The organism is Pseudonocardia nigra (assembly GCF_019396355.1).
GTDB lineage: Bacteria > Actinomycetota > Actinomycetes > Mycobacteriales > Pseudonocardiaceae > Pseudonocardia > Pseudonocardia nigra.
The window spans coordinates 1-18,421 of sequence record NZ_JAHKRK010000161.1; the positions used below are offsets into that span (position 1 = coordinate 1).

18 protein-coding genes and 2 pseudogenes are annotated in these 18,421 nt (G+C 74.2%); 7 read left to right on the forward strand and 13 right to left on the reverse strand.

The window, feature by feature from the left end; translation table 11 throughout:
- Positions 1-83: 83 nt before the first annotated feature.
- From KME75_RS29350 to KME75_RS29375, 6 genes are all read right to left on the reverse strand, one after another.
- The gene (locus KME75_RS29350; RefSeq protein WP_219418135.1) at positions 84-1,517 is read right to left on the reverse strand and encodes a S1C family serine protease; all 1,434 of its coding nucleotides are present in this window, start codon (positions 1,515-1,517) and stop codon (positions 84-86) included.
- Positions 1,518-1,601: 84 nt separating this feature from the next.
- Entirely contained in the window at positions 1,602-3,005 is a 1,404-nt protein-coding gene (locus tag KME75_RS29355; protein ID WP_219418136.1) for a glycoside hydrolase family 3 protein, read from the reverse strand.
- Positions 3,002-3,811 carry a carbohydrate ABC transporter permease gene (locus KME75_RS29360; RefSeq protein WP_308283200.1) on the reverse strand — a complete coding sequence of 270 codons (810 nt, stop codon included), beginning with the start codon at positions 3,809-3,811 and terminating at the stop codon, positions 3,002-3,004. Before KME75_RS29360 ends, KME75_RS29355 begins: the two co-directional genes overlap by 4 nt.
- Positions 3,808-4,746: a carbohydrate ABC transporter permease gene (locus tag KME75_RS29365; RefSeq protein WP_219418137.1), complete on the reverse strand. Its 939-nt coding sequence runs from the start codon at positions 4,744-4,746 to the stop codon at positions 3,808-3,810. The genes KME75_RS29360 and KME75_RS29365 overlap by 4 nt, the downstream gene beginning before the upstream one ends.
- Positions 4,743-6,047: a sugar ABC transporter substrate-binding protein gene (locus tag KME75_RS29370; RefSeq protein ID WP_219418138.1), complete on the reverse strand. Its 1,305-nt coding sequence runs from the start codon at positions 6,045-6,047 to the stop codon at positions 4,743-4,745. Before KME75_RS29370 ends, KME75_RS29365 begins: the two co-directional genes overlap by 4 nt.
- A gap of 133 nt (positions 6,048-6,180) precedes the next feature.
- Positions 6,181-6,900, reverse strand: coding sequence for a GntR family transcriptional regulator (locus KME75_RS29375; protein WP_219418139.1), 720 nt, complete (start codon positions 6,898-6,900; stop codon positions 6,181-6,183).
- Between the two features lie 167 nt (positions 6,901-7,067).
- Between KME75_RS29375 and KME75_RS29380 the strand changes: the two genes are divergently transcribed.
- The 3 genes from KME75_RS29380 to KME75_RS29390 all read left to right on the forward strand — a co-directional run bounded on the left by KME75_RS29380 (position 7,068) and on the right by KME75_RS29390 (position 9,134).
- Positions 7,068-7,382, forward strand: coding sequence for a hypothetical protein (locus tag KME75_RS29380; RefSeq protein ID WP_308283201.1), 315 nt, complete (start codon positions 7,068-7,070; stop codon positions 7,380-7,382).
- A 287-nt stretch (positions 7,383-7,669) separates the two neighbouring features.
- Positions 7,670-8,908, forward strand: coding sequence for a TMEM165/GDT1 family protein (locus KME75_RS29385; protein ID WP_308283202.1), 1,239 nt, complete (start codon positions 7,670-7,672; stop codon positions 8,906-8,908).
- Positions 8,909-8,951: 43 nt separating this feature from the next.
- Positions 8,952-9,134: a hypothetical protein gene (locus KME75_RS29390; protein ID WP_219418140.1), complete on the forward strand. Its 183-nt coding sequence runs from the start codon at positions 8,952-8,954 to the stop codon at positions 9,132-9,134.
- Here KME75_RS29390 and KME75_RS43840 read toward each other — a convergent pair.
- Positions 9,116-9,850: pseudogene (locus tag KME75_RS43840) on the reverse strand (MFS transporter); the annotation flags it as partial. The gene KME75_RS29390 and the pseudogene KME75_RS43840 sit on opposite strands and share 19 nt — an antisense overlap.
- On the opposite strand from KME75_RS43840, the gene KME75_RS43845 reads away from it, so the two are divergent.
- Complete coding sequence (locus KME75_RS43845; protein WP_246633085.1) at positions 9,777-10,172, forward strand: NAD(P)H-dependent oxidoreductase; 396 nt, start codon at positions 9,777-9,779, stop codon at positions 10,170-10,172. The pseudogene KME75_RS43840 and the gene KME75_RS43845 overlap by 74 nt on opposite strands.
- Positions 10,173-10,178: 6 nt before the next feature.
- Here the strand turns inward: KME75_RS43845 and KME75_RS29400 are convergent, their stop codons facing one another.
- Positions 10,179-10,610: a hypothetical protein gene (locus KME75_RS29400; RefSeq protein ID WP_219418141.1), complete on the reverse strand. Its 432-nt coding sequence runs from the start codon at positions 10,608-10,610 to the stop codon at positions 10,179-10,181.
- The gene (locus tag KME75_RS29405) at positions 10,607-11,503 is read right to left on the reverse strand and encodes a ParA family protein (protein WP_219418142.1); all 897 of its coding nucleotides are present in this window, start codon (positions 11,501-11,503) and stop codon (positions 10,607-10,609) included. The genes KME75_RS29400 and KME75_RS29405 overlap by 4 nt, the downstream gene beginning before the upstream one ends.
- A gap of 225 nt (positions 11,504-11,728) precedes the next feature.
- Between KME75_RS29405 and KME75_RS29410 the strand changes: the two genes are divergently transcribed.
- Positions 11,729-12,520 carry a TIGR03084 family metal-binding protein gene (locus tag KME75_RS29410; protein ID WP_219418143.1) on the forward strand — a complete coding sequence of 264 codons (792 nt, stop codon included), beginning with the start codon at positions 11,729-11,731 and terminating at the stop codon, positions 12,518-12,520.
- 1 nt (position 12,521) lies between these two features.
- Here KME75_RS29410 and KME75_RS29415 read toward each other — a convergent pair whose 3' ends face one another.
- From KME75_RS29415 to KME75_RS29430, 4 genes are all read right to left on the reverse strand, one after another.
- The gene (locus tag KME75_RS29415) at positions 12,522-12,695 is read right to left on the reverse strand and encodes an Rv3202a family protein (protein ID WP_219418144.1); all 174 of its coding nucleotides are present in this window, start codon (positions 12,693-12,695) and stop codon (positions 12,522-12,524) included.
- 143 nt (positions 12,696-12,838) lie between these two features.
- Complete coding sequence (locus KME75_RS29420; protein WP_219418145.1) at positions 12,839-14,383, reverse strand: tripartite tricarboxylate transporter permease; 1,545 nt, start codon at positions 14,381-14,383, stop codon at positions 12,839-12,841.
- A 1-nt stretch (position 14,384) separates the two neighbouring features.
- A complete protein-coding gene (locus KME75_RS29425; protein ID WP_219418146.1) occupies positions 14,385-14,909 on the reverse strand; it encodes a tripartite tricarboxylate transporter TctB family protein in 525 nt (174 codons plus the stop codon).
- Positions 14,906-15,895 (reverse strand): Bug family tripartite tricarboxylate transporter substrate binding protein, encoded by a 990-nt coding sequence (locus tag KME75_RS29430; protein ID WP_219418147.1) that lies wholly within the window; start codon positions 15,893-15,895, stop codon positions 14,906-14,908. Before KME75_RS29430 ends, KME75_RS29425 begins: the two co-directional genes overlap by 4 nt.
- A gap of 156 nt (positions 15,896-16,051) precedes the next feature.
- Here KME75_RS29430 and KME75_RS29435 point away from each other — a divergent pair.
- Positions 16,052-17,622 (forward strand): annotated as a pseudogene (locus KME75_RS29435) (sensor histidine kinase).
- Positions 17,619-18,290, forward strand: a complete 672-nt coding sequence (locus KME75_RS29440; RefSeq protein WP_219418152.1) for a response regulator — start codon at positions 17,619-17,621, stop codon at positions 18,288-18,290. Before KME75_RS29435 ends, KME75_RS29440 begins: the two are co-directional and overlap by 4 nt.
- Positions 18,291-18,421 lie beyond the last annotated feature (131 nt).

Here is an 18,421-nt window from a genome sequence, read left to right on the forward strand (position 1 = left end):
GTGGCGATACTGCCACTGGACGGCAGTATCGCCACCTTGCTGCGACGCGGACGCGGGCGGCTACGGCCCGGGCGGGGGCGGGGTCAGTTGCCGCCGCCGAAGGGGCTGCCACCGCCGAACGGTGTGCCTCCCCCGAACGGGTTCTGGTTCTCGCTCTGGCCGCCGCTGGTGGTGCTCGCGGCGCGGTCGGGCGTGCTGCCGAGCGTCACGTCCACCGTGCGCTCCTCGCCGCCGCTCTGGACCGTCAGGGCCACCGTGTCGCCCGGGCCGTGCGCGCCGATCCGGGCGATCAGGTCCGCGAAGTCCTCCACCGCGCCGTCGTCCACCTGCGTGACGACGTCACCGGCGGCGAGCCCGGCCTCCGCGGCGGGCGTGCCCTCGTCCAGCGAGGCGATCTGGGCGCCCGCACCGCTCGGCCCGGCCGTGGTGCCCCGCACGCCCAGCACCGGCTTGGTGGCGCTGCCGGTGTCGATGATCTCCTGGGCCACCCGCTTGGCCTGGTCGATCGGGATGGCGAAGCCGAGCCCGATGCTGCCGGTGCTCTGCCCGGCCGTCGCGATGGCCGAGTTGATGCCGACGACCTCGCCCTGGAGGTTGACCAGCGGCCCACCGGAGTTGCCCTGGTTGATCGGGGCGTCGGTCTGCAGGCCGTTGTAGACGACGGCCGAGCCGTCCTCGCCCTGCACCTGCACGGTGCGGTCGAAGGCGCTGACGATGCCGGTGGTGACGGTGCCGGACAGGCCCTTCGGCGAGCCGATCGCGACGACCTGCTGGCCGACCTGCAGATCGGAGCTGTTGCCGAGGGTGGCCGGGGTGAGGCCGGACGCGTCCTCGAGCTGCAGCACTGCGAGGTCGTAGCTGGGTGCGGTGCCCACGACGGTGGCCGCGCGCTCGCTGCCGTCGGCGAGGGTCACGGTGATCTCGCCCGTCGAGCCCGCGACGACGTGGTTGTTGGTGAGCACGTGGCCCTCCGAGGTGAGGACCACGCCGCTGCCCTCCGCGATGCCCTGCGGCATGGTGGCGCGGATGTCGACGGTGCTCGGCATGGCGGTCTGCGCCGCCGCCACCGTGCCCGGCGTGGTGTTCCCCGCGTTCGTGGCGGGTGGCGCGGAGGTCAGGGTCGGGCTCGACGAACCGTCGCCGAGCAGCGCGTACGCGCCGCCGAAGCCGGCGCCCCCACCCACGAGACCGGCGATGAGGGCCGCAGCCACGATCCCGGTCATCGTGCGCTGCTTGCGCGGCTTCTCGACGACGGACGTGGGCGCCCCGGGGTACCCGGGGCCGGGGTGGGCGGCGCCGCCGAAGGGCGCGGGACCGTAGTAGGGGGGAGGCGCGTGGTGCTCGCCCTGGGGCGCACCCGCGGGCGGCTGCGCCGCGGGCGCACCCTGGTGCGGTCCTGCGGCGGGCGCCGCGGGACCGTGGGCGGGTCCGTACGACGGGACGGAGTGCTGGTCGGTCCGGGAGCCCTCGGCCGAGGCGCTCGCGTCCCGGCCCTGCTCCCTGTGCTCGTCGCTCATGACACCCAGCCTGAACCCGGAGCCTGAACGTGGCCTGAGGACGACCTGGGAATCCGCCTGGGCTTTCCCGCGGCGTTCCGCGCGTCAGGGCGGTCCGAGGAGCAGCTCGGCGGCCACCTCGGCCTGGGCGCGCCCGTCGCCCCACAGGATCACCGACGGCGCCGGCGGCGTCCAACCGTCCGGCAGGCCCACGTGCACGCACACGGTGTCCGGCCGGGCGGCGCGGAGGCGTTCCAGCGCGGGGGAGGGGCCGGCCACGACCGCCACGAGCGGGCGACCGCCCGGGACGCCGGGGCCGGTGGTCACGGCCGGGTCGTGACGGCGCAGGACGTCGACGAGCCGCAGGTCCCGCTGCCCGGCGGCGACGTTCTCCGGGCCGGTCAGGTCCACCACGTGCGCGCCGCGCCCGATCCGCACGTCGCCGGCCACCTGCGCGACCCGCCGCACCACGTCGCGGCCCAGGTCGGTCCCGACGGTGCCGACCGCCGGGTCCGCTTCCCGCACCCAGTCGGCCAGCTCCGCGACCCGCCGCCCGGCGTCCGCCACGCGCTCACGCGACAGCGTGCCGTCGGCGAGCGCGGCGAGCAGCGCGTCGCGCACCTCGCGGTAGCCGGCCTCGTCGTCGTACGGGTCGGGGTAGTCGGGGTTGCCCGTGCACACCAGGTCGACGCCCGCGGCCACGGCCGCCACCGCTCCGGGCCCGCGGCCCACCCCCCGGGAGATCGCGTGCATGTCGACGGCATCGCTGATCACCACCCCGTCGAAGCCCAGCTCCGCGCGCAGCAGCCCGAGCAGGGGCGGGCTCATCGTGGCGGGCCGGTCGTCGAGCGCGGGGAACAGCACGTGCGCGGTGAGCACGCTGCGCACGCCCGCCTCGACCGCGGCCGCGAACGGCGGCAGGTCGCGGGCGCGCAGCGTCGCGGGGTCGGCGTCGACGACCGGGAGGGCGCGGTGCGAGTCGGTGGTGGTGGAGCCGTGCCCGGGGAAGTGCTTGGCCGCGGCCGCGACCCCCGCGCCCTGCAGCCCGCGCACGAAGGCCGCGGTGTGCCGGGCGACGAGTTCCGGGGTGGCCCCGAACGAGCGGATGGCGATCACCGGGTTGTCCGGCTCGGCGTTCACGTCCGCGACCGGGGCGAGCGCGAGGTCCACCCCCGCCGCGCGACACTGCGCGCCCATGCCCGCGGCGACGGCCTCGGTGGCGGCCACGTCGTCGAGCCGGCCCAGTGCCGCCGCGCCCGGCCACGCCGACCCGAGCCGGTGCTCGAGCCGGGTGACCGTGCCGCCCTCCTCGTCGGAGGCCACGAGCACCCCCGGCCGCCGCTCGTGCAGCGCGCGGGTGAGCGCGGCGACGTCCGGGCCGACGTTGGAGGAGAACAGGCAGACGCCCGCGAGCCCGCCGTCGACGGCCCTCGCCAGCCAGTCGGGGATGCGGGCGCCGGTGAAACCGGGCAGGAGCACACCGTCGACGAGCCGCTCGTCGGAGGTCATCCCTTCACCGCTCCCGCCACCAGCCCCTCGGTGAGCCGCTTCTGGGCGATCACGAAGAACATCATCACCGGGATCGTGATCAGCGTGGACGCCGCCATCACCGCACCCCAGTCGGTGGCGTGCTGCCCGAAGAACCGGCGCAGGCCGACGGCCACGGTGTAGTTGTCCTGGTCGGACATGAACGTGAGCGCGAAGATGAACTCGTTCCAGGCAACGATGAACGAGAACACGCTGGTGGCCACGAGCCCGGGGGCCACCAGCGGCAGCAGCACCGACCGGAACATGCGGCCCCACGACGCCCCGTCGAGGTAGGCGGCCTCCTCCAGCTCCACGGGGACCGCGGCGACGAACCCGCGCAGCGTCCAGATCGCGAACGGCAGCGAGAACGCCAGGTAGACGACCACGAGCCCGGCGAGCGTGTTGAGCATCTGGAGGTTGCGCGCCTGGATGAACAGCGGGATGACCAGCGCCTCCACCGGCACCATCTGGATGATCAGGATCATCACCAACACCGAGGTGCGCAGCCGGAAGCGGAACCGGGCCACGGCCACCGCCGCGAGCAGTGCCAGTGCCGCGCCCGCGAGCACGGTGCCGAGCGCCACGAGCAGCGAGTTCGTCAGGTACTGCCCGAAGCCGCCGTCGCCGATCACGTAGATGAAGTTCTCGAGCGTCCAGTCGGCCGGCCACAGCGTGCGTGAGCCGGCGTTCGCCTCGCCGTTGAGCGCCGTGACGACCATGAGGTAGACGGGGAACAGCGTGAAGACGAGCACGCCCGCGACGCCGAGCCCTTTCAGGGCGGTCCTCACAGCTCCTCCTCCCGGAACAGCAGCCGCAGGTAGGCGACGGTGATCACCAGCAGCAGCGCGGTGAGCAGCACCGCGATCGCGGCGCCGAGCCCGTAGCGGTTCTGCGCGAACGACTCCACGTAGGACCAGGTGCCGAGGGTGAGCACGTTGCGGTTGACCCCGTCACCGCCGGGCATCAGGTAGATCTGGGTGAACACCTTGAAGTCCCAGATCGTCGACAGCACGGTCACCACCGCGAACACCGGTCGCAGCATCGGGAACGTCACCGACCAGAACCGCCGCCACGCGTTCGCGCCGTCGACGATCGCGGCCTCCGTGATCTCCTGCGGCACCGTGAGCAGCCCGGCGAGCACCGTGAGCGCCACGAACGGGAAGCCGTGGTGCACCACGTTGAGCACGGCCACGGCGTAGAACGACAGCCGTCCGGCGAACGGGTTGGCCGTGGAGGCGTCGACGAGACCGAGCGCGTCGAGCGCCTGGACCGCGATCCCGTCGCCGGGGGTGAACATGAAGACCCACACGTAGGTGCCCGTGACCGCCGGAATGGCCCAGGCCACCATGATCGAGGTGGTGACGATGCCGCGGGTGACGGGTGCCAGCCGGGCCAGTAGCAGCGCCACCAGCGTGCCGAACACCACCGTGAGCGCGACGGCCACCACCGCGAACAGCACGGTGTTGGGCAGGACGGTGCTCCACAGGTCACTGCTGCCGAGCAGCTCGGCGTAGTTGTCGAGGCCCACCCAGTTGGTGCGGCCCGAGACGAGCTCGCGCAGGCCGAAGTCCTGCAGCGACAGCACCAGCACCCGCACCAGCGGGTAGAGCAGCAGCCCGCCCATGACGAGCAGCGCGGGTGCCAGCAGCAGCCACGGCCTGGCCGTTCCCGTACCGGGACGGCGGCGCCCCGGACGGGTGCGCTCCCTGACCGTCACGGTCATGCGCCGCCGGCGAAGATCTCGTTCATCTCCGCCGCCGCGGTTGCCGTGGCCTGCTCCACCGTCGCCTCGCCGGTGAGGATCGACCGCATCATCGCCGCGATCGTCTTGTTGCCCTGGATCTGGCCGAACATCGGCGTGACCGGGACGCTGCGACCGGAGTCGACCATCTGCCGGGCGAACGGCGCCACCAGCGGGTCGGACGACTGGGCGGCCTCGTTGAGCAGCTCGGTGGTGCCGGGGAAGTAGCTCGACGCGGTGGCCCACTTCGAGGCGAACTCACCGGTGCCCATCATCTCGACGAGCTGCCAGGCGAGGTCCTTGTTGTCGCTGCTCTCGAAGACCGACAGCAGCGAACCGCCCAGCACCGACGGCGCGAGCCCGCCGTCCGGGCCCGGGATCGGGAACGCCCCGATCTTGCCCTCCAGCTCGGGGGCCGCCTCGAGGATGGCCTTGGGCGTCCAGCTCCCGGAGAAGATCATCGCGGACTGGCCCTTGGTGAACGAGTCGCGCAGGTCGGTCTCCCGCCAGGTCGCCGCCGCAGGCGTGGAGAAGCCGTGCTTCACGGCGAGGTCGGAGTAGAACTGGATGCCCTCGCGCGCCTCGGGCGAGTCGACGCCGCTGGTCCAGGTGCCGCCGTTCTCCGTGGCGATCTCGCCGCCCGCGCCCCAGAGGAACGGGTAGACGGCGAACTCGTTGTCGCCCGCGATCGGCAGCGGGAGCAGGTCGGGCCGCGCCTCCTTGATCCGCTGGCCCACGGCCACGAGCTCGTCCCACGTGGTCGGGGGCTGCAGCCCGAGCTCGGCGAACACGTCGGTGCGGTAGACGATCGAGCGCACCCCGGCGTACCAGGGCATGCCGTAGAGCGACTCGCCGAGCGTGCCCGCCTCGACGAGACCGTCGACCAGGCCGTCGGACAGCCCCGCCTCCTGCACCTGGGGCGCCAGGTCGACCAGCGCCCCGGCGTCGCCGAACTCGCCGACCCACGTGGTGCCGACCTCGGCGACGTCCGGCGTGGTGCCACCGGCGATCGAGGTGACGAACTTGTCGTGCGCGGCCGCCCACTGGACGAACTGCACGTCCAGGGTGGCGCCCGTGCGTTCCTGGAAGGCGCTGGACAGCTCGGTGAAGAACGGCTCGGCGTCCGGGTTGGTGCCTTCCATGATCCAGACCGTGAGGGTCTGGTCGCCACCTCCGCCGCCGCTCGCCTCACCGCCCGACCCGCCGCCGCAGCCGGCCGCGACCAGCGCGGCCGCGGCGGTGGCGGCGACGGCGATGCGCCTCGCCGGTCGCGATCCGGACATCGACCACATGGGGTTCCCCTTCCGACTGCTTCGTCGCAGCAGACCGCTTGTTGAGACCAGAGGTCTAGCGGGGAACTGTAGTGGCGGTCACCCTGGGCGCGTCAAGGGCTGGGAGGTCACGGTTCGGCGAGGGTCACGACGGGAAGATGTCGACCATGATCCGGTACCGGTCGCCCCGGTAGATCGACCGCACGAACTCCGCCACCCGCCCGCCGTCGACGCGGCAGGTGCGCTCGAAGCAGAAGGCGGGGGCGCCGGGCGCGACGCCGAGGGCGGCGGCGTCCTCGGCGCTGGTGAGGGCGGCCTCGGCGGTCTGGGTGCCGGAGGTGATGCGGTGGCCGTACCGCTCGGCGAGCAGCTCGTAGTACGAGCGGTCCTCGAGGTCGGCTCCGCTGAGCCCGGGCACCAGGTCGGCCGGGACGTGCAGGTCCTCGACGGCCATCGGCTCGTCGTCGGCCAGCCGGAGCCTGCGGACGTGCAGCACCGGGGACCCGGCCGGGATCTCCAGCAGCGCCGCCAGCATCACCCCGGCCGGCGCGCGGCTGGCCGACAGCGTGCGGCTGCCCGGACGCAGACCGCGGGCCCGCATGTCGGCGGAGAACGAGTTGGCCGACAGGCGGTGGGCCACCTTGGCGGGCGCGACGAACGTGCCGGCGCCCTGGCGGCGCACCAGCAGGGCGTCGGCCACCATCCCGTCGACCGCCCGGCGCAGCGTCATCCGGGCCACGCCCAGCTCGCGGGCCAGGTCCCGCTCGGCGGGCAGCGGCTCGCCGGGCGCCATGGCGGCGATCAGCTCGTCGAGCCGCGCGCGCAGTTGCCGCTGCTTGTCCGTCTCGGCGGGCGGGGCACTCATAGCCCATTGGTACACCAGCGGCGCGCCCCAGTCATCACCTCCCCGGGCGCGGAAAATCGATTGCAGCCCGGTCAGGTCAGGGATCTCCTGACGGAGCGGACGACTACACGAGCATCGCCCTCGCGGCCGACGTCACCGCGCCGGCCGCCGCGGTGCAGCTGGCTGCCGTGACCGAGGCCGGCCGGCAGGCCGACGCGCTCCTCGGCGAGCCGCCGATCCCCGGCAGCGTCGGGTGGCACGCGGAGGAGGGCACCGACGCCCCGGTGCGCCGCGAGCGGGCGTGGCAACTGCTGCAGCTGCGCATCGGGCTGGCGGCGGGCATGGATCCGCTCCCCGTGCTCGTCGGGCTGCGCAACCACGGGGCGACGTGGGAGCAGATCGCGCGGGCCGCGGGCGTCACCCGGCAGTCGGCCCACGAGCGCTGGGCGGGCCGGGTCGCCGCCGTGCTCGACCGGGACCGCGCGCCGGGCCGGTGGCAGTGACCGGAAATGCCAGCAAGGTGGCCTTACTGCCACTGGGCGGCAGCATGGCCACCTTGCTGCCAAGCGCCGCGCGGTGTGAGGTGCCTCGCTGACACCGCAGCGGGCGAGGCGTATGGTCGACGCCGCGAAGGGGAGTAGCTCCCAACGTCGCGGTCGACATACTGGCGCCGGCACCTCGGCGCCCGGCCGCGCGGCCTGCACCACCAGGCGAGCGAGACCTTCGATCCGGTGACTGCACCGGGTCGGAGCTGCTCGCACCTCCGATCCGGTCCGAGATCGAGGGGTTCGTGGTGTTCGACGGTTTCCTGGTCGCGTTCGCGGTGAGCTTCGGCGTGGTGTTCGTCGCCGAGCTCGGCGACAAGTCCCAGCTCATGGCGCTCGCGTTCGCCACCCGCTACCGCGCGCTGCCTGTGCTCGTGGGGATCACGCTGGCCACCGCGGTGGTGCATCTGTTGTCGGTCGTCATCGGCCACGGGCTCGGGGCGGCGCTGCCGACCGGCTGGATCTCGCTGGTCGCCGCCGTCGCGTTCGCCGGTTTCGGCGCCTGGACGCTGCGTGGGGACCGGCTCACCGCGGAGGAGCGCGCGAAGGCCGAACGCGCGGGTGGTTCCGCGGTCGTGGCCGCATCGGTGGCGTTCTTCCTGGCCGAGCTGGGCGACAAGACCATGCTCGCGACGATCACGCTCGCCACGCAGCACGGCTGGTTCGGCGTGTGGCTCGGCTCGACGCTGGGCATGGTGGCCGCCGACGCGCTCGCCATCGCCGTCGGTAGGCAGCTCTGGCGGCGGCTGCCCGAGCGCAGCGTCAAGGTGGGCGCCGCGGTGCTGTTCTTCCTGTTCGGCGGCTGGCTGGGGCTCGACGCGATCGGGCAGCTGACCGGGCGGCCGGCGTGGACCGTCGTCGCGGCGGCGCTGGACCACCACACGGCCGGCTGGATCGCGCTGGCGCTGGGCGTGGTCGCCACCGTGATCGCGGCCATGGGCAGGCGCCGCAGCCGGTCCACCGGTGCCGTGGTGGGCGGCGGGGTGGCCCGCTGGTGGGCGCGCGTCCTCTTCGCGCTCTCGACGGTGCTCGGCCTCGCGGCGCCGCTGCTCGTGGCCGCCGACGTCATCCAGCCGATCGCACTGTTCGACGACCCCGGCGTCGTGGTGATGGGCGCGGGCCTGGCGCTGCTCGGGGTGGCGCTCGTGCTGGCGGCCACGGCCCAGCGGTGGTCGGGCCGCGACGACTTCGCGACCCGGGGCCTGCGTTCGCGGGTGCGCCACCCGGGGCTCACCGGGATGGTCGTGGCCACCGCGGGCACGCTGCTGATGGTGCCCACGCTGGTGGCCGTGCTGGCCGCGGTACTGCTGCTGGTGGCGGTGCAGGTGCAGGTGCGGGCCGTGCGGGAGCCGCTGCTGGCGCGGCTGCACGGGGAGCATTACCTCGAGTACGCCGCCCGCACCGGCCGGTTCCTGCCGCGGATCCGGGTGGGCGAGGACGCCCCACCCGGGATGCCGAACCGGCAGCGCACCCGGGTGGGGTGACCGGTCACCCGGGCGTCGCGACGATGGCGCGGCGCCGGAACGCGTGGGCCGCGCCGCCCACCGCGAGGGCGAGCGCCACCAGCGCCGCGCCCACCCGAGCGGCGACCGGTGGCCGAGCCCGGCGGCGATGGCGACCCCGCCCAGCCAGGGCCCCAGCGCGGCGCCGGTGTTGAAGGCCGCGGTGGCGAACGCGCCCGCCAGTGTCGGCGCCCCGGTCGCCACGTAGAGCACCTGCGCGATCAGCGTGGACCCGACGGCGAACGCGAGCGCCCCCTGCACGAGGACGAACCCGAGCGTCGCCACCGGGCTTCCCGCGGCCAGCGCGAACCACACCCAGCCGACGAGTAGCGCGACCCCGCCGACCGCGAGCAGCCGGACCGGACGCGTGTCACCCAGTCGCCCTCCGACGGTGACCCCGACGAACGAGCCGACGCCGAACAGCGCCAGCACGACGGGCACCCAGCCCTCGCCCAGCCCGGCGACGGTGGTGACCAGCGGTGCGAGGTAGGTGAGCGCGCAGAACGTCGCGCCGTTCACGAGCGCGCCGAGCAGCAGGGTCACCAGCAGCCGGGGCCGTCGCAGCGCCCGCAGCTCGGCGCGCGCCCGCGGCGCCGGGATGCCCGGGACGGAGCCCGGGGCGTGCGCCGGCACCGATCGCAGGATCCCGATGACGGCGGGCACGGACACGAGCGCGACGGCCCAGAACGCCGACCGCCACCCCCACAGCTGCCCGAGCAGCGCCCCGGCGGGGACCCCGGCGACGCAGGCGAGCGTGGTACCGCCCAGCAGTACGGAGGTGGCGCGGCCCTTGGCGTCCGGGGCGACCATACCGGCCGCCGTCACCAGCGCGACCGCAAGGAACCCGGCGTTGGCCAGCGCCGGCACCCCGATGTACAACTTCGGCGTCCCCGCGGCGCTGAAGTCCTGGATCGACGTGCTCATCACCGATCCGCGCTTCGACCCCCGCCACACTCCGGTCGGGCGGCCCCTGGCCGGCGTCCCGCTGGGCCTGGTGGTCGCCTGCGGGGGCGGCTACGGCCCCGGGACGCCCCGCGCGGGCTGGGACCACGCCACCCCCTACCTGCAGCGCATCTTTGCCGACCTGTTCGGCGCCGACGTCACGCTGATCGCCGCCGAGCTCACCGCCGCCGACACCGACCCGGCGATGGCGGCCCTCCGCCCGCAGGCCGAGCGGTCCCGGGCCGCGGCGCTCGCGCTCGCGGAGGCCACCGGGACCGGCCACGCGACACGCGTGCCGGTATGACCATGCCTAGCTCCAGGCACCCCGCGACATCGCAGCCGACCGCTGCCGGAAGCCCGCCGTGCCCGCGATGATGTTGCGCTTGAGCTGCGCCTTGCTCGCCGCGTTCGCCGACACCGTCGGGCCCAGCGCGCGGGCGACCTCGCGCAGCACCGGCATCGTTAGCTGCCGGTCGTTCGCCTGCAGGTACTCGGCCACCTCGGCCGAGGTCGTCAAGGCGTTGATCGCCTCGACGGCGGCGGCGACGTCGCCGTCGGCGTGCTGCGGCCCGCAGCGCTGGGGGCGGCGCCGCGCCCCGCGGTCGGCGGCCTGGAAGACGAGCCTGCCGCGCCCCTCGGCGAGATCCTCCAGCTGCTCGAGGGTGAGGTTCTCGAGGGCCGCGGCGGCGCGCTGCATCGCCGCGGCCGTGAGGGTGTCGGGCCGGTCGATCGACAGCGTCACCCCGCGACCTCCTCGAGGAGCGTCACGAACTCCGACACGACGTTGCGCAGCTCGCGCGTCTGGGCCCGCCCGGTGCCGCCCAGGATCACCGGCACGCCGTGCTCGGGCGCCGGCCCGTAGACGGCCTTGCTGTCGCGGATCATCGTGCCGAACGTCGGAATGCCCAGCGCCTCGACGCGGCTGATGAAGCTGCGCTGCGACTCGATCGGCCGGTCGTCGTGCAGCTGCACCATCGTGAAGATCACCGAGGCCGGGGGCCGCTCGATCGGGTCGGAGTCGCCCCGGCGCTCGTTGTAGGCCTCGGCGAACGTCTTGATCTGCAGGCCGAGCGAGTCGATGCCGTTGGTGGACAGGTAGTCGGGGCGCGTCGGGATGAGCAGCAGGTCGCTCGCCGCCACCGCGTTCTTGGCCATCAACCCGAAGTTCGGTGCGCAGTCGATCAGCGCGATGTCGTACTCGCCGAGCGCCTCGTCGGTGAGCCCGTCGCGCAGGCGCCGGTGCATCAGCGGGTAGCCCGCCGGGTCGTCGCGGACGTAGGCCGTCAGCGCGGTCTCGACGTCGGCGAGCTCGCCGTGCGCCGGGATCAGGTCGAGGTGGCCGCCGTAGTACGACAGCTTCTCGAACACCCGCGGCGGACAGGTGATCAGCGACTCGAGACTGTCGAGCTCCTTGCCGACCTCGATGCCGTCGAACCAGTGCTTGATCGTCCTGGTCTCGGACAGCTCGTCCATCCACTCGTTCTGCGTGAAGAACGAGACGGTGAGACTGCCCTGGGCGTCGAGATCGACCAGCAACACCTTCTTGCCCCGGGCGGCGAGCCCGGCACCGAGATTGGCGGTGAGCGTCGTCTTTCCGACGCCACCCTTGTGGTTGATGATCGAGACGACTCTCACCGTTCTCCTCCCCGGCGACCACGGCGCGCTCACGATGCCACACGCTCAGGTACGGCCCTCCGCCGCCTGTCCCGCCAACGACACCCGCGCGGGGAAGTTTCGGGTCGGAGCGCGTGGCGAACCGTGATTTCTGTGACCCGAGCCGGGTGCGCGACGACCGGGTCAGGTGCTTCGAGATCACTGCGCGACGTCCATCGATCACCCGATCCGGCCTACGCTCGCCGAATGCCGGCGCCCGACATGTCCGCACTGGCCGACGACCTCGCCGCGGAGACGGCCGAGCTGCGCGCGGTGCTGGCCGGCCTGTCCGACGACGCGTGGGAGACGCCGACGCCCGCGGTGGGGTGGGCCGTGCGTGACCAGGTGAGCCACCTGGCCCACTTCGACGACGCCGCCGTGCGCTCGGCGACCGACCCGGAGGGGTTCCGGGCGGAGCTCGCCGCGGCGGAGGGCGGCGTGGATCCCGACCGGATCGCCGCCGGCTACCGCGATCGTTGCCCGGCCGACCTGCTGGCCTGGTTCGACGCCGCCCGCGGCGCGCTGATCAGGACGTTCCGCGGGCTGGACCCCACGCTGCGGGTGCCCTGGTTCGGCCCGCCGATGACCGTGGCGTCGGCGCTGACCGCGCGGATCATGGAGACCTGGGCGCACGGCCAGGACGTCGCCGACGCGCTCGGTGCCGCGCGCGAGCCGACGGCCCGGCTGCGGCACGTCGCCCACATCGGCGTGCGGGCGCTGCCGTTCAGCTTCGCCCTCCACGGACGCGCGGTCCCCGACGCGCCGGTGCGGGTGGAGCTTGTGGCCCCCGACGGCGCGATGTGGACGTGGGGGGACGCGGATGCGGCCGACCGGGTGAGTGGCCCGGCGTTGGACTTCTGCCTGCTCGTCACCCAGCGCAGGCACCGGGCCGACACCGCACTCGCGGTGCACGGCCCGGTCGCCGCGGAGTGGCTGGGAATCGCCCAGGCCTACGCGGGCGCCGCCGGGACCGGCCGCCCGCCCGGCCGGTCCCGCTGACTCAGCGCCCGTCCTCGTCGTCCTCGGGCACGACCTCACGCTGCTCCGCCACGTCGGCCGGGTCGGCCTCCAGCGGCAGCCCGCCGGGGTCGACGGCGGGTTCGTCGCTCTCCTCGCTCGCAGCGGTGGGCCGCTGCTGCTCGGCCACGTCGGCGTCGGGATCCTCGATGCCCATCGCTCACCTCTCGTCGGGGACGGTGCCGGACGGGAGTGCCCGGAGCGCCCCGGTCGCACACACGCGACCGGTGATTGCAGCAAAGCCACTTTCACGCAACGTGGTTGCAGGAAAGTGGCTTTGCTGCGACTCGCCGCGGGGTGTCAGACCGTGGCGCGCTCGCGAGTCGGCGGGGTGCCGCCGCCACCCCCGCGGCCCGGGCCGCCGCCGCGCCCCTTCGCCAGCGCCCGGCCGGCGGGCAGCAGGAGCAGCGCCGCGATCACCAGGTAGATCACCACCGACAGCGGCGTCGACACGAGCGTGGTGACGTCGCCGTTCGCGATCTGCAGGGCGCGCCGCAGCTGCAGCTCCGCGTCCGGCCCGAGGATCACGCCGATGATCGCCGGGAGCACCGGCAGCCCGTAGCGGCGCATCAGGACCCCGACGGCGCCGATCACGAGCAGCACCAGCAGGTCGACCGGCTGGCCGCTCACCGCGTACGCGCCGACGCAGGCGAAGAACAGGATCCCCGCGTACAGGTACGGCCGCGGGATGCGCAGCAGCTTCGCCCAGACCGGGGCCAGCGGCAGGTTGAGCACCAGCAGCAGCACCAGGCCGAGGAACAGGCTCGCGATGAGCGTCCACACCAGGTCGGGCTCGTTGGCGAACAGCAGCGGGCCGGGCTGGATGCCGAACTGCTGGAACGCCGCCAGCATCACCGCCGCGATCGCGGTGGTGGGCAGCCCCAGGGTGAGCATCGTGGCGAGGGTGCCCGCCGACGATGCGCTGGCGGCCGACTCCGGGCCCGCCACGCCCTCGATGGCGCCCTTGCCGAACTCGTCGGGCCGCCGGGAGAGCCTGCGTTCCGCCACGTAGGACATGAACGTCGACATCTCCGCCCCGCCGGCCGGGATCGAGCCGAAGGTGAACCCGATGACGGGCCCGCGCAGCCAGGGCTTCCAGGTGCGGCGCAGGTCGTCGCGGGAGAGCCACGGCCTGCCCACGGGGATCGGGCGTTGCGTGCTCCGCCGCAGGTGCGCGGCCACCCACAGCGCCTCGCCCACCGCGAACAGCCCCACGGCGACGATCACCACGTCGATCCCGTCGGCCAGCTGCGGGATCCCGAACGTGAGCCGGGGCTGCCCGGACAGGGGATCGAGCCCGACGAGCCCGATCGTCAGCCCGATCGCGAGCGCCGCGAAGCCGCGCACCCGGGAGCTGCCCAGCACCGAGGTGACGGCGACGAACGCCAGCACCATGATCGCGAAGAAGTCGGGGGCGCCGATGTCGACCGCGACCGACGCCACCAGCGGGGCGAGCAGCACCAGACCGAGCGCACCGGCGATACCGCCGATGAAGTGCCCGATCGCGGCCGCCGCGAGCGCCTGCGCACCGCGTCCGGCCCGGGCCATCGGGTTGCCCTCGATCGCGGCCATCACCGACGCGCTCTCGCCGGGGGTGTTGAGCAGGATCGACGTGGTCGAGCCCCCGAACATCGCCCCGAAGTAGATGCCGGCGAACAGGATGAACGCCCCGGTCGGGTCGAACGCGTAGGTGACCGGCAGCAGCAGCGCCACCGCCATCGCCGGGCCGATGCCGGGCAGCACGCCGATGGCGGTGCCGAGCAGCACGCCGATCGCGGAGAACAGCAGGTTCGCGGGCGTCAGCGCCTGGCCGAAGCCCTCCACGAGGAGGGTGAAGTTGTCCATCTCAGATCAGCCCCATGAGCGGTCCGCCGGGCAGGTCCACGCCGAGCAGCGCGTCGAACACGAGCCACGTCGTCAGCGAGACGGCCGCGGCGATCAGCGGGTCGCGCGGGAACGCGCGCGAGCCGAGCGCGTAGGTGGCGCCCCAGAACAGCACCGTGCCGGCGATCGGCCAGCCCAGCACGGGGATCAGCGCGGCCGTCGCCACGAGCACTCCGGCCAGCATGAGCACCGTGCGCTTGTCGGTGGGCGCGGTGAGGTCGACGTCCTCGCCGCCCTCGGCCTCGCCGCGGCCCCCGCGCAGCACGTCGACGGTGAGCAGCACGGCCAGCAGCAGGAGCAGGACGCCCAGCAGGATCGGCACGGCGTTCGGGCCCAGCGGGTCGGCGGCGTTGCCCGAGCGCGGGGCGATCGCCACGTCGAGGAACACCAGCACGCCCGCGGCGAACAGCAGCGCCGACACCCCGAGCTCGGAGCGGTCGCGCAGCCAGGCGATCGGGGTCGTGGTCGGTTTGGTCGTCGTGGTCATGCCGTCAGCCCCAGGTTCCGCAGGACGGTCGCCACCCGGTCGCTCTCGGCCTGCACGAACGCGCCGAAGTCGTCGCCGGTCAGGAACGCGTCCTGCCAGCCGTTGCGCTCCAGCGCCTCCGCCCACTCCGGCGACTCGCGCAGCGCGGTGAACGCGGCCACGAGCTCGGCGCGGCCCGCCTCGTCCAGGCCGGGCGGTGCGACGATCCCGCGCCAGTTGGTGAACTCGACGTCGACGCCCGCCTCCTTGAGCGTGGGCGCGTCGACGCCCGGGACGCGCTCGGGCGCCGTCACGGCCAGCACCCGCAGCTCGCCCGCCTCGATCTGGTCGGCGTACTCGCCCAGCCCGGAGACGCCGAACGCGACCTTGCCGCCGAGCACCGCGGCGAGCAGCTCGCCGCCGCCGTCGTAGGAGATGTAGTTGACCGAAGGCGGGTCGAGCCCGACGCCCTCGGCCATGAGCATGGGGGCCAGGTGGTCCGGGCCGCCGGGGCTGGAGCCGCCGCCCACCGGCACCGCGGCCGGGTCGGCCGTCCACGCCGCCACCAGGTCCTCGAACGTCCGCAGCGGCGAGTCCTTGCCGACGACGACGATCTCGGTCTCCTGGGTGAGCCGCGCGATCGGCGTGGTGTCGGCCAGGGTCGCGGGCGACTCGTTGGTGAACACCGAGCCGACCACGCCCAGCCCCATCGACATGACGAGCCGGTCGTTGCCGCTCTCGTTCACGGTCCGGCCGAGGCCGACGGTGCCGCCGGCGCCGGGGAGGTTGAACACCTCCACCGCACCGGAGATCCCCGCGTCCTCCATCGCCTTGGCCGCCGTCCGCGCGGTGATGTCGTAGCCGCCGCCCGGTGCGTTGGGCACCAGGAAGCGCAGGCCGCGCAGCTGGGTGCCGTCGCCGCCACCGGTGAGGCCACCGGCCAGCGGTGGCACCAGCAGCAGCGCGGCGAACGCCGCGAGCACTGCGACCACACTTCGGGTCCGCATCTGCCTGCCTCTCCATCGAGGTTCGTCGAGCGTGTCCGTTGGCGGACATCGTGGATCCCCGCCGGTCCGCTGTCTGCCTTCGCCGCACATCGGTCGTTGTGGTCGTTGTGGTCGTGGGCCCCACGGTCTGAGACGCTGCCGTCCGTGGCACGGACGCTGGCGCGGCAGTTCCTGGGCTGGCAGCTCGGGATCGTCGCGCTGCTGCTCGTCGCCGTCACCGCGCTGGCGGTGGTCCAGTCGAACGCCGCGTTCCGGGAGACGCAGGGCAGGCGGATGCTGTCGGTGGCCGAGGACGTCGCGGCGACCGCGAGCGTGCGGGCGAGCCTCGCCGCCCGGGACTACGGGCCGCTGCCCGCGCTCGGCACCAGCGCCCGCAACCTCTCCGGCGCTGATGAGATCGTGATCGTGGACGCCGCCGGCGTGGTGCGCAGCGCCGCCGACCCCGCCGAGGTCGGGGAGCCGTTCCCGGCGGGGGAGAGCACCGCGCCCGCCGGCCGGGCGTGGGTCGGCAACCCCGACGGGCGCACAGTCGTGGCGCACGTCCCGGTGCTCGACGACGACGGCCGCGTCGTCGGGCTCGTCGCCGCGCGTGTGGAGGCCCCGTCGCTGCTCACCGGCCTGGCCGCGGCGCCCGCGCCGGCCGCGGCGCTGCTGGGCGCCGCCGTCGTGCTCGGGGTGGCCGGCTCGCTGCTGCTGGCCGGCGGGTGCGGCGGCAGACCCTCGGCCTGGAGCCCACGGAGATCGTGGAGCTCGTGCAGCGCCGGGAGGCCATGCTGCTCGGCGTGAAGGAGGGGGTGATCGGGCTGGACCGCACCGACCGGATCACGCTGCTCAACGCCGCCGCCACCGAGCTGCTCGGCATCGAGGCGGCCGGTGCCCGCGTCGACGAGCTCGGCCTCGACGACCGGCTGCGCGACGTCCTCACCGGCGCCGCCGTCGGTGAGGACCAGGTCGTGCTCCATGGCAACCGGGTGCTGGTGCTCAACCGGATGCCGGTGGTCGTGGACGGGGCGACCGTCGGCGCCGTCGTCACGCTCCGGGACCGCACCGAGCTCGCCGCGCTCGAGGACCGCCTCGACGCCTCGCGGCACGTCACCGACACCCTGCGAGCGCAGGCGCACGAGTTCACCAACCGGCTGCACACGATCGCGGGGCTGACCGAGCTGGGCGAGCACGACGAGGTGCGGCGGTTCGTGGCCGGGATCGTCGCGGGATCCGACCAGTGGCGCCGCGAGGTGACCGCCAGCGTGGGCGACGCGGCGGTCGCCGCGCTGCTGGTGGCGAAGGCGAGCCTCGCCACCGAACGCGGGGCCGAGCTGCGGCTGGCGCCCGGCAGCAGGCTCGACGCGGTCGACCCGGCGCGCGACCCTGCGCTGTCGGCCGACCTGGTCACGGTGCTCGGCAACCTCGTCGACAACGCGCTGGACGCCGCCGGAGCCGGCTGGGTGGAGATCGGCCTCGGCCGCGACGACACCGGGAACGGGGACGCCGTGCGGGTGACCGTCCGCGACTCGGGCCCGGGCGTGGCGTCCGAGCTGGTCGAGGAGGTGTTCCGGCACGGGTTCAGCACCAAGGCCGCCGAGCACGACACCGGGGGCCGCGGGCTCGGCCTGGCGCTGGCCCGCCAGGTCTGCCTGCGCCGCGGCGGCGCGCTCACCCTGCACAACGACGGCGGCGCGGTCTTCACCGCGTGCCTGCCGCTGATGCCCTCGGAGGTCCGGGCCTGATGCGCGTGCTCGTCGTCGACGACGACTTCATGGTCGCCCGCGTGCACAGCGGCTACGTCGCGCGGATCCCCGGCTGCGAGGTCGTCGGCGTCGCGCACACGGGCGCCGACGCCGTGCGGCTGGCCGGGGAGCTGCGGCCCGACCTCGTGCTGCTCGACGTCTACCTGCCCGACCGCTCAGGCCTCGACGTCCTGCGCACCCTGCGTACCGGGTCGCCGGACGACCCGTTCGTGCTGGTCATCACCGCGGCCGACGACCCGGCGACGGTGACCGCGGCCCTGCACGGCGGCGCCACGCACTACCTGGTGAAGCCGTTCGACGCGGCGGCGCTGCGCGAGCACGTGGAGCGGGTGGCGCGGGTGCGCGGCCGCCTGGCCGGGCTGCAGCGGGCGGGACAGGACGACATCGACAGCGTCTTCGGCGGCCGCCACGGCGCCACCACGCGGCTGCCCAAGGGCCTCACCGCACCGACCGCGCAGCTCGTGGAGCAGGTGCTGCGCGTGCACGACGGCGACCTGTCGGCCGCGGAGTGCGCAGAGCTCACCGAGCTGTCGCGGGTGAGCGCCCGCCGGTACCTGGAGCACTTCGTGGCGACGGGGTCGGCGACGGTGCGGCTGCGCTACGGCGGGACGGGCCGCCCCGAGCGCCGCTACCGGTGGGCGGACTGACCCGGCCGGATTGCAGCAAAGTCCCCCATGGCCTTCGGCCGCCACGAGGTATGAGAATCGGGTCGGGTCCGGCTGAGCTCGGTTGGCATTGGTGCGTCTAGCCCGAAGCAAAGTCTGAGGCCTGGGGGCCT